This is a genomic window from Kitasatospora sp. NPDC049285 (genome assembly GCF_040678815.1).
GTDB lineage: Bacteria > Actinomycetota > Actinomycetes > Streptomycetales > Streptomycetaceae > Kitasatospora.
Genome location: NZ_JBFAQR010000110.1, coordinates 1 through 10,308, shown reverse-complemented (window position 1 = coordinate 10,308; position 10,308 = coordinate 1). Strand labels below are relative to the sequence as shown.

Below are 10,308 nucleotides of genomic sequence, written 5' to 3'. Positions count from 1 at the left end.
TCTCGAAGGATCAACCGGTGGCCGTCTTACGTTTCAGGCGACACCCGCTACCGGGACGAAACCCCCGGAACGGGTGGAACCCGTACACCACTTCCTTGGACGCAACCTCCTGGACCTCCTGGACCTGCCGCACGCGCTCGTTGAGTGGGTCACGATGCTGATCGTCACCCGGGAGGGTGACCGCAGGTGCAAGCTCCGCCCCTCACAGCGGGCGCTGGTCGCGCTGGTGTATCTGCGCAAGCACGACACCCTCGCACAGATCGCGGCCGGCTTCCGGATCAGCGTCGGCACCGCGCACGCCTACGTGCACCAGGTCACCGACCTCCTCGCCCGCAAAGCACCGGGTCTGACCCGGGCCCTGCGCGGGGCCGACCCGGACTACGTCCTGGTCGACGGCACCCTCGCCGAGTGCGACCGCGTCGGCGACGGGCGCGCCGACTACTCCGGAAAGCACCGCCGCCACGGGGTGAACCACCAGGTCATCACCGGCCCCGAAGGCAGGCTCGTATGGATCTCCCGCGCCCTGCCCGGCCGCATCCACGACCTGACCGCCGCCCGGAGCCACCGCATCGTGAAGACCTGCGTCCGGCTCCGCATCCCCGCTCTGGCCGACATGGCATACACCGGTGCCGGCGGCACCTTCCCCGTGCCGACCAGGCGCCCGCCACGCAAGGAGCTCAGCGTCGGGCAGAGATCGCTGAACCGGGCCCACGCCCGACTCCGCTACCCGGTCGAACGCGGCGTGGCCACGCTCAAGCGCTGGCGAATCTTCCGTCACGCCCGCTGCAGTCCGAACTGGCTGACGTCAGCGGCCAAGGCCGTCCTCACCCTGGAGTTGCACCGCTGAAAGGGCTCACTGTCTCGGGCGTCAGGCGGCCGGAACCCGGCCACGGACCAGGCGGCGGTACGGCCGCCCGCTCGAAGCTATCGGTCCGAACCAGGCGAAACCCCCGTGCCTGGTACGTGCGGAGCGCGTTGGGGCCGTCCAGCGAGCACGTGAGTACTGTCACCCGGCGGGTAGGCAGGTGGAGGGGATGGCGGTCCGCCAGGTCCCAGGCGCGGGCCAGTCCCTCCGCCAGTAGCCGACTGCCGAGGCCCTGACCCATGAAGTCGGGCAGCAAACCGAAGTACATGACCTCGACCTCGCCTTCCGGACGGCCCTCCAGCTGAATGTACCCGGCGGGACTGCCGTCGACCCAGGCGACCCAGGTCTCCACGCCATCCTTCGTCAGCCATTCCTGCCACTCCTGGTATGTCCACAGGATTCGGTCCGTCCACGACCAGAGGTTTCCAACGGCTGTGTAGAGGAACCGGGCGAACTCGGGACTCGGCCGTTTCGCCAGCACCACGTCCATCGCCCTGTCGTCCGCCCTCGGTACGGGCGCGACCACGTCGTCGGAGGAGGTCTGCTCCAGGTGCCAGTTGGTGACAGTGATCATTTCACTCAAGAGGTTCATGCTCGGGTCGCTTCCTGCTGAACGACTGTTGCATTCCCGTCAACGGCCCTCGCGTGAAACGGGTTCAGCAGGCTGACGCAGCCAATGGGGTTGCGTCCAAGGAAGTGGTGTACGGGTTCCACCCGTTCCGGGGGTTTCGTCCCGGTAGTGGGTGTCGCCTGAGAACGTGAGACGGCCACCGGCTGATCCTTCGAGAACGACCAAGCTCTTGAAGGAGATCTGCACGATGACCGCACCTGACAGTGTGCCCTTTGCCGCCCTGCTGGAGGAGAACCTCGCCTCGGCGAGTCCCGACTTGTTGCGGGCGATGGTGAAGACCTTCGCGGAGGCGATGATGTCCGCGGACGTGGACCGGGCCTGCGGCGGCGAGTACGGCCGCCCGAGCGAGGACCGCGTCAACTCCCGCAACGGATACCGCAATCGGGACTGGGACACCCGCGTCGGCACCGTCGACCTGGCGATCCCGCGCGTCCGCTCCGGCTCGTACTTCCCGTCCTGGCTGCTGGAGCGCCGGCGCCGGGCCGAGCAGGCCCTGATCTCGGTGGTCGCCACCTGCTACCTGCTCGGAGTCTCGACCAGGCGGGTCGAGAAGCTCGCCGAGACCATGGGCGTCACCCAGCTGTCGAAGTCCCAAGTCTCCGAGATGGCCAAGCACTTGGACGAGCGGGTGGCCGAGTTCCATAACCGCCCGCTCGACCAGGGCCCCTACACGTTCGTGTGGGTCGACGCGCTCACGCAGAAGGTCCGCGAGGGCGGCCGCGTGGTGAACGTCCACTGCCTGGTCGCGGTCGGGGTCAACAGCGAGGGCCAGCGCGAGGTACTGGGCCTGGACGTTGCCACCAGCGAGGACGGCGCCGGCTGGCTCGCCTTTCTCAGGTCGCTGGTCGCCCGCGGCCTGGGCGGGGTCCAACTCGTCGTGAGCGATGCCCACGCCGGCCTGGTGGACGCGATCGGCGCCACACTGCCCGGGGCAGCGTGGCAGCGATGCCGCACGCACTGGACCTGTAAAGAATCAACTCACCAGCTTTGCCTCCGAGATGGAGGCAAGCAGGGACTCGGCGGTGCGGTGCTTGAACGGTGCCGGCGGCAAGTAGAACCTCTCCTCTTCCAGAAGAGGGCGGACGTCGCGGAAAGCATTGCCGATGGTGCTCCGATTCACCTGGAACAGCTCCGCGAGCACTTCACCGGTGCAGACACGGCGATGGAACAGGATCGTGGCCAGCACACGTTCCGGATCGGTGATCTTCTGGGCGAACACGCCACCGCGGGTGCCCGGTTGACGAGCTCGGCCGCGCTGGGTGTGACGGCGCCCCTCGACGAGGGCAGCCTGTCGGGGCGCGAGGCGTTCGATGAGTGCCCGCAGGTCGGTGCGGCTCATCCCGGTCAGGGCCGGATCGCAGAGCTCTTCGGGCAGGGACATGCGGCCTCGGGCGGGGAGGACCCCGGTGTGCAGGAACCCGATCAGCTGATCCGGCTTGGTGAACAGCAGCGTGGTCGGCTCCACCAAGACCTTGTGCGCGTCCAGGAGGCGCCGGGTCTCGACGATCAGCGGGCTCATGACCCGGTCGGTGACCTCCAGCATCTCCGCCAGGACACGTTGAGGGCAGACCTGGCGAAGGTAGAGGAGGGTCAGCAGGATGCGATCACGGCCGGAGAAGAGGGGCTTGCCGTGGTCGGCGGCCGCCTTGCGACGCGGTCCGCCCCGCTGCCAGAAGCAACGCCGCTCACGCTCCGCCTCCTGGACGGGAGCCAGCCGAGCCGCCACCATATCGAGCTCGGCGGTGCTCATCCCGGTCAAGCGGGGGTCGTCCAACGTGTCCAGGACCGTTCTGCGTCCCGGTGCCATGGCAGTCGGCCCGCTCTCCGGCTGTGCCTGGTCCACGGTCGTCCGGGGCGCGGGGCGAAGCGTGTAGTTCCAACTGCCGCGCGCCATGTGGGGTTCCAAGGGCAGAGTTGCCATGCGGGCCTTGCTGATGGCGACGCCGAGCGGGTATTGCCGGGTGTCGAGCTCGGCCCGGACACGTAGCCCGCGGCGGGTGGTCGTGGAGGCGATCGCCTTGACGACGACTTCGTGACTGGTCAGCGGCCTTCCGCGCCAGTTCATGGTGATGTGGGAGAACAGCCGGTGCTCGATCTTGTTCCACTTCGAGGTGCCGGGCGGGAAGTGACAGACGGTGATCGCGAGCCCGGTCTCGGCCGCGAGCACGGCCAGCTCAGCCTTCCAGGCGCGGAAGCGGTAGCTGTTGGAGCCGCCCGCGTCCGCGGTGATCAGCAGCCGGCTCGCCTTTGGGTAGTCGAGTCGGCCGCGAGCCTGCCACCAGCGGCGGATCGTGGCGACCGCGAAAGCGGAGGTGTCGTGATCGACGCCGACGCTGACCCATCCAGTGTCCGCCGACAGGTCGTAGACGCCGTAGGGGATCGCCGTCTCGCCCCTCGGCCCGGTGAAGAAACTGTGGTCCTCGACCTGGACCGGGTCGCCCTTCGGCCGCCACTCGCGCCCCGCGTTCGGCAGCCGTCCGAGCATCTCCTTCTTCTTGGCGTCGACGCTGATCACCGGTTCGCCCGTGACTTGGAACTGCTTGACCTGATCGTTGATGTAGCGGAACTGGGCGTCCCGGTCCGGGTGTTGCTCTCCCTCCAACGTCTTGGCGTTGCCTTGCAGGCTGAAGCCGTTCTCGCGCAGGAGCCGGCCGACCGTCACCGGCGAGACCCGGTGTCCTTGCCGGGTGAGTTCGGCCGCGAGCTTGCGCAGCGACTTCGTGGTCCAGCGCAGGGGCGACATCGGATCCCCTCGCTCGTCCGGCTCGACCAGGGCCAGCAGGGCAGGCACCAGTCCCGGATTCAGATCGGTCGAGCTCTTGCGTCCCCCACCCGGCCTGCGGATCCGTCCTCCGCCCAGGGACTCGGTGCCCGCCTCCAGCTCGAAGACACCCCTGCGGACCGTGCTCTCGCTTGCGCCGCTGATCCTGGCAACGGTCCGTACCCCTCCGTGTCCCAGCAGCCTCGCCTCGGTCGCCAGTGCCAGCCGCCGCTGCCGCTCGTTCAAGTGCGGCAGCAACACCTCGAACCTTGCCGCGAGTTGAGCCAGCACCGCGTCCTCGATCGCCATACCAGATCAACGAGCCCAGACTCGCGAAGCAACACCTTGTTCGCGAACGGGTCCACTACGCGCGCAACCTGCTCTCGCAGGTCCCGAAGTCCGCCCAGCCGCGGGTCGCGACCCTGTTGCGGACCGTTTTCGAACAGCCCGACGCGAAGGCCGTGCGTCAGCAGATGGCCACCGTCATCGCAGCCCTGGACGAGCGATTCCCCAAGGCTGCAGAGCACTTGGAACATGCCCGCGAGGACCTGCTGGCCTTCGCCGCGTTCCCGCGAACGGTCTGGAAGTCGATCTGGTCGAACAATCCGCAGGAGCGGCTGAACAAGGAGATCCGGCGCCGCACCGACGTCGTCGGGATCTTCCCCGACCGCAGCTCGATCGTCCGGTTGATCGGCGCGGTCCTGGCCGAGCAGAGCGACGAATGGGCCGAGCAGCGGCGCTACATCGGCTCCGAGATTCTCGGTCGCTGCCGCCTCCACCCGATCGAGGGAGAAACGCTCGACGAGACCCCCGCAACCGCACTCACCGCCTAGCCTGAAACCGGATCACCGAGTGGCCGTCGATACACCACTCCAGCGGACGTGACCGCCAATGGAGCACCGGCCCGGAACTCCGAGCCCGGGCGCGCATCGCCCGACCGCAGCGCTCAGACGGAAGTTGTCAAGTCAAATGAGACGGTTTGACGCTATATTGAAGCTTCCCCCGGTCTGCGGGAGGTGCTGATCAGCTGGTCGGAAGGGGTTGACGGGTTTCAGGTTCACTTGTTCGGCCGTCGCGTGGTTAGCGCAGTGCTTCTCCTCGTATTCGATGGGGCTGAGGTAGCCGAGTCGTTTCTAGATGCGGCGGGGGTTGCAGAACCCGTCGAGGTATTCGAAGAGCGCGAGGTTCGCCTCGGCGCGGGTGTCGAAGACGCGGCCGCGGATCCACTCGGTCTTGATCAGCATCCACAGATTCTCGGCGAGGGCATTGTCGTAGGAGTCCCCGATCGATCCCATGGATGCCCGGATTCCCGCTCTGAGCTTGGCATTTATGTGTGCCGGGCTTGATGCTCCTTGATCGACTCGGCGCGTCTGGCCGTCTTGCCGACGTCGTAGCGTGGGGCTCGACGCTTGTTCTTCGTGCCGGGAGGCCGTCCCGGGCCCGGCCGGGACGGTTTCGGTGCGGCCGCCGGGCGGGCAACCGTCGCGCGGATGTTGCGAAACCCGCGGCGGACCCGGGCGGGGGTGAGGCGGCGTGGTCCGGCCGGTCGTTCCCAGGAGAGCCGCGCGCAGGAGGTTCTGGAGCTCGCCCTGCACACCGACGAGCGCCTCGCCGGCATGCCGGTCGAGAAGAGGCAGGACCTTCTCGACCTCCTCGATGTCGAGGTGGCGGTTACCAGCGAGGTGCCGGGGGCTCTGCGCCGGGACGGCTGCCTGTTTGAGACCTGGTTCGAGGAGCACGGTCTGCTGGTGCCATCCGCCCTGACAGAGGAGCAGTGGGACCGGATCGCGGGGCTCTTCCCAGTCCTGCGGACGGGGCCGAAGGTGGTGCCCCCGCGGATGGCGTTCGAGGCCTCGCTGTACAAGGCCCGCACCGGACTGGCCTGGAAGGACCTTCCCGGAAGCGTCACCGGCGGACACCGCCATCAGACGGTGTATCAGCGTGCGTTGATGCAGCTGAAGTCCGGGGCATGGGAGCAGGCCGTGCGCGCGCTCGGCAGCTACGAGGGCACGCCGGTGCCGCCGACCTACGCGCTGCCGGATCTCCACATCACCGCCAGCTTCGACCCGCGCCTGACCAGTCTGCCCCGCACGGCTGGTGACGGTGAGTCCAGCGTGGCTGAAGAGGGCGCAGAGAGATCATTTTCAAGCTGTTCATGGCCTACCCCGGCGTCTTCTACTCCGACGACGGCGCGATCCTGCGCGCCATGCAGCGGGCCGGTGACACCGGCGGCCTGATCATGATGCACGCCGAGAACGGCATCGCCATCGACGTCCTGGTCGCCCAGGCCCTCGCCCGCGGAGAGACCGACCCGCGCTACCACGGCGAGGTGCGCAAGGCGCTGCTGGAGGCCGAGGCCACCCACCGGGCGATCCAACTGGCCCGGGTGGCCGGCTCGCCGCTGTACGTGGTGCACGTCTCCGCCGAGGAGGCCGTCGCCGAACTCGCCCTCGCCCGCGACAAGGGCCTGCCGGTCTTCGGCGAGACCTGCCCGCAGTACCTGTTCCTGTCCACCGACAACCTCGCCGAGCCCGGGTTCGAGGGCGCGAAGTACGTGTGCTCCACCCCGCTGCGCCCGCGCGAGCACCAGGCGGCGCTGTGGCGCGGGCTGCGCACCGACGACCTGCAGGTGGTCTCCACCGACCACTGCCCGTTCTGCTTCAAGGGGCAGAAGGAGCTCGGCCGCGGCGACTTCTCCAAGATCCCCAACGGGCTGCCCGGGGTGGCGAACCGGATGGACCTGCTGCACCAGGCCGTGGTGGACGGGCACCTGACGCGCCGTCGGTGGATCGAGCTGGCCTGCGCCGCGCCCGCACGGATGTTCGGCCTCTACCCGCGCAAGGGCACCATCGCGCCCGGCTCCGACGCCGACCTGGTGGTCTACGACCCGAACGCCACCCAGACCCTGTCGGCGGCCACCCACCACATGAACGTCGACTACTCCGCCTACGAGGGCAAGCAGATCACCGGACGGGTGCGCACCGTGCTCTCCCGCGGCGAGGTGGTCGTCGACGACGGCTCCTACCTCGGCCGGGCCGGACACGGCCGCTTCCAGCCGCGCGGCACCTGCCAGTACCTCGGCTGACCCACCCCCGAGCTGACGCACCGTGAGGAGCAGAGTTGGACATCGGACTCGTGCTGCAGACCGACCCCCCGGCCCGGCTGCTGGTCGACCGGATGAAACGCGCCGAAGCGGCGGGCTTCACCCACGGCTGGACCTTCGACTCCGCCGTGCTGTGGCAGGAGCCGTTCGTCATCTACAGCCGGATCCTCGCCGAGACCACCCGGCTGCACGTCGGCCCGATGGTCACCAACCCCGGCACCCGCACCTGGGAGGTCACCGCCTCCACCTTCGCCACCCTCAACGACATGTACGGGAACCGGACGGTGTGCGGCATCGGCCGCGGCGACTCCGCGATGCGGGTGGCCGGGCGCAAGCCCAACACGCTGGCCCGGCTCGGCGAGGCGATCGGCGTCATCCGCGACCTCGCCGAGGGCCGCGAGGTGGAGGTGGACGGCACGGCGCTGCGCCTGCCGTGGGTGCGGGACGGGAAGCTGCCGGTGTGGATGGCCGCGTACGGCCCGAAGGCCCTGGCGCTGGCCGGGCAGGTGGCGGACGGCTTCATCCTCCAACTCGCCGACCCGTTCCTCACCGAGTGGATGGTCAAGGCCGTCCGCAAGGCCGCCGCCGACGCCGGCCGCGACCCCGCCGCGGTGACCGTCTGCGTCGCCGCGCCCGCCTACGTCGGCGACGACCTCGCGCACGCCCGCGAGCAGTGCCGCTGGTTCGGCGGCATGGTCGGCAACCACGTCGCCGACCTGGTGGCCCGCTACGGCGAGCACTCCGACCTGGTCCCGGAGGCCCTCACCGCCTACATCAAGGACCGCCACGGCTACGACTACTCCCACCACGGCCGGACCGGGAACCCCTCCACGGACTTCGTCCCCGACGAGATCGTCGACCGGTTCTGCCTGCTCGGCCCGGTCGAGGCGCACCTGGAGAAGCTCCGCCGGCTGCGCGAGCTCGGCGTCGACCAGTTCGCGGTCTACGCGATGCACGACGCCATCGAGTCCACCATCGACGCCTACGGCTCGGCGGTGATCCCGGCGCTCGGCTGACCGCCGGGGACGATCCGCGCCCCGGTGCGGCGGGCGCGCTGCTCACCCCAGGTGTGCAGGGCGGTCAGCACCGGGGCCAGGCTCTCCCCCTCCGGGGTGAGGCGGTACTCGACGGACGGCGGAGCGGCGCCGTCGGAGTGACGGGCGATCAGACCGGCGGCCTCCAGTCCGCGCAGCCGCTGGACCAGGACCTTCTCGCTGACGGCCGGGATCCGGCGGCGCAGCGCGCCGTAGCGGTGCACGCCCTCCTTGAGGTGGGCCAGCACCACGACCGCCCACTTGCCGCCGATCACGTCCAGGGTCAGCTCCACCGCGCAGTTGTAGCTCCGATCGGCCATCAGGTCCGCCACCGTCCGTTCCCCCGTCCGGGTACTTACCGCGAAGTCAGTTCTTGTTCCGGGCCGCGCGCCGGTGTTGAGTCGGGGCCATGACGGTCGAATACATCCGCTACCGGATCGACGAGCCGCGGCGCGCCGCGTTCGAGGAAGCGTACGCCCGCGCCGCGGTGCCGCTGTCCCTCGCCGAGCAGTGCGTCGACTTCGAGCTCGCCCGGTGCGCCGAGGACCCGCGGGACCACGTCCTGCGCATCCGCTGGACCTCCGCCGAGGACCATCTGGAGGGGTTCCGCAAGGGCCCGCACTTCGCCGCGTTCTTCGCCGAGATCAAGCCGTACGTCGGGGACATCCAGGAGATGCGGCACTACGAGCCGACACCGGTGGCGGGGCGCGGCGGGGTCAACCCCACGCTGTACGAGTGGGCCGGCGGGGCGCCCGCGCTGGAGCTGCTGTTCACCCGGTTCTACGAGCACGTGGACCAGGACCCGCTGCTGGCCCCGGTGTTCGCGGACAAGCACCCCGAGCACGCCCGGCACGTCGCGGCCTGGCTCGGCGAGGTCTTCGGCGGCCCGAAGGTCTACAGCACCGAGCACGGCGGCCACCGGCACATGGCCGGCCGCCACCTCGGCCGCGGCATCGACGAACCGCAGCGCCGCCGCTGGGTGGCCCTGCTGCTGGACACCGCCGACGAGGTCGGCCTGCCCGCCGACCCGGAGTTCCGCGCCGTGCTCGCCTACTACCTGGAGTGGGGCACCCGGATGGCGGTCCTCTACGCGGGCCCCAACCCGCCGCCGCTGCCGGACTCCCCGATGCCGCACTGGGACTGGGGCCAGACCCCGCCGTACCGGGGCTGACGGCCCGTCAGGGCGCGCGCCGGAAGGTGCGTTGCCGCAACGGCTGCGGTCTGACGCTGGTGTCCGTAGGGCCGTTCGCCGTGGGCGGGCGGCCCTCTGCCATGCGTTGTCGGGCAGGCAAGGGAAGCTGTGCGACCGGCTCCGGCGCGGTGCGGGGTGTGGGCCTGTCGGGGTGGGTGGGAGGCGTTGCTCAGCCGAGGTGGAGCGGGAGGTGAGCCGGGGGGATGCGTGCGGCCGTTCTCTTGATCGGTGCGGTGGGTGGTCTGCCGTGGTGGGTGTCGAATCAAGAGGGTGGTTGTTGTCGTGTCGATCAATCCGTCTCCTGAGATCGCCGGGTTCTTCTCGTTCGTGACGGGGATGCCGTGGCCGGAGGCGGATGAGGATCTGATGCGGTCGGTGGCGGACGACTACTACGCGGTGGCGGACGACCTGAAGGTGTTGGGGGGGTATGTCGGCGAGTTGGTGCCGGTGATTCTGGAGAATTTCGAGGGGGATGCGGCGGAGGCGTTCGTGGCGGCGATCCGGGATCTGGTGGGGCAGGTGTCGGGTGGGGATGTGATGTCGGAGACCGCGGATCTGTCGCGGGAGTTGGGGGATGTGGCGCGGCAGGTCGCGAATCAGGTCGAGTACACGAAGCTGATGGCGATTCTGCAGGTGGTGCAGTTGGTGCTGCAGATGCTGGTGGCGCAGTTCTTCGCGCCGTTCACGTTCGGTGGGTCGTATTTCAATGCGACGTTGGCGTT

General features: G+C 69.3%; 9 protein-coding genes and 4 pseudogenes. 8 read left to right on the top strand and 5 right to left on the bottom strand.

All coding sequences use genetic code 11. The features are described from left to right. Positions 1–154: 154 nt before the first annotated feature. A complete protein-coding gene (locus tag AB0K51_RS34080; RefSeq protein WP_363462067.1) occupies positions 155–847 on the top strand; it encodes a transposase family protein in 693 nt (230 codons plus the stop codon). Here AB0K51_RS34080 and AB0K51_RS34075 read toward each other — a convergent pair. Continuing rightward, positions 825–1,457 (bottom strand): GNAT family N-acetyltransferase, encoded by a 633-nt coding sequence (locus AB0K51_RS34075; protein WP_363462065.1) that lies wholly within the window; start codon positions 1,455–1,457, stop codon positions 825–827. The genes AB0K51_RS34080 and AB0K51_RS34075 overlap by 23 nt on opposite strands. Before the next feature lie 226 nt (positions 1,458–1,683). Between AB0K51_RS34075 and AB0K51_RS34070 the strand changes: the two are divergent. Then, a pseudogene (locus tag AB0K51_RS34070) lies at positions 1,684–2,457 on the top strand (IS256 family transposase); the annotation flags it as partial. Between the two features lie 12 nt (positions 2,458–2,469). Here AB0K51_RS34070 and AB0K51_RS34065 read toward each other — a convergent pair. Further along, on the bottom strand, positions 2,470–4,566 hold the full coding sequence (locus AB0K51_RS34065) for an ISAzo13 family transposase (RefSeq protein WP_363462063.1): 2,097 nt from the start codon (positions 4,564–4,566) through the stop codon (positions 2,470–2,472). 41 nt (positions 4,567–4,607) lie between these two features. Between AB0K51_RS34065 and AB0K51_RS34060 the strand changes: the two are divergent. Further along, positions 4,608–5,090, top strand: a pseudogene (locus tag AB0K51_RS34060) (transposase); the annotation flags it as partial. Positions 5,091–5,390: 300 nt separating this feature from the next. Here AB0K51_RS34060 and AB0K51_RS34055 read toward each other — a convergent pair. Together AB0K51_RS34055 and AB0K51_RS34050 are read right to left on the bottom strand one after the other, a co-directional pair. Next, entirely contained in the window at positions 5,391–5,552 is a 162-nt protein-coding gene (locus AB0K51_RS34055; RefSeq protein WP_363462061.1) for an IS3 family transposase, read from the bottom strand. 32 nt (positions 5,553–5,584) lie between these two features. After that, a pseudogene (locus tag AB0K51_RS34050) lies at positions 5,585–5,812 on the bottom strand (transposase); the annotation flags it as partial. Between AB0K51_RS34050 and AB0K51_RS34045 the strand changes: the two are divergent. The 3 genes and pseudogenes from AB0K51_RS34045 to AB0K51_RS34035 all read left to right on the top strand — a co-directional run bounded on the left by AB0K51_RS34045 (position 5,748) and on the right by AB0K51_RS34035 (position 8,376). Continuing rightward, positions 5,748–6,494 carry a transposase gene (locus tag AB0K51_RS34045; protein ID WP_363462059.1) on the top strand — a complete coding sequence of 249 codons (747 nt, stop codon included), beginning with the start codon at positions 5,748–5,750 and terminating at the stop codon, positions 6,492–6,494. The pseudogene AB0K51_RS34050 and the gene AB0K51_RS34045 sit on opposite strands and share 65 nt — an antisense overlap. Continuing rightward, positions 6,401–7,342 (top strand): annotated as a pseudogene (locus AB0K51_RS34040) (amidohydrolase family protein); the annotation flags it as partial. The gene AB0K51_RS34045 and the pseudogene AB0K51_RS34040, both read left to right, overlap by 94 nt. Positions 7,343–7,377: 35 nt before the next feature. Next, positions 7,378–8,376 carry a TIGR03842 family LLM class F420-dependent oxidoreductase gene (locus AB0K51_RS34035; RefSeq protein ID WP_363462057.1) on the top strand — a complete coding sequence of 333 codons (999 nt, stop codon included), beginning with the start codon at positions 7,378–7,380 and terminating at the stop codon, positions 8,374–8,376. Here the strand turns inward: AB0K51_RS34035 and AB0K51_RS34030 are convergent. Next, positions 8,343–8,714 (bottom strand): helix-turn-helix domain-containing protein, encoded by a 372-nt coding sequence (locus AB0K51_RS34030; RefSeq protein WP_363462055.1) that lies wholly within the window; start codon positions 8,712–8,714, stop codon positions 8,343–8,345. The genes AB0K51_RS34035 and AB0K51_RS34030 overlap by 34 nt on opposite strands. Positions 8,715–8,803: 89 nt before the next feature. Here AB0K51_RS34030 and AB0K51_RS34025 point away from each other — a divergent pair, with 89 nt between their 5' ends. Next, positions 8,804–9,565 (top strand): antibiotic biosynthesis monooxygenase, encoded by a 762-nt coding sequence (locus tag AB0K51_RS34025; protein ID WP_363462053.1) that lies wholly within the window; start codon positions 8,804–8,806, stop codon positions 9,563–9,565. A 291-nt stretch (positions 9,566–9,856) separates the two neighbouring features. Next, on the top strand, positions 9,857–10,308 hold a 452-nt coding region (locus tag AB0K51_RS34020), incomplete at its 3' end, for a hypothetical protein (RefSeq protein WP_363462051.1).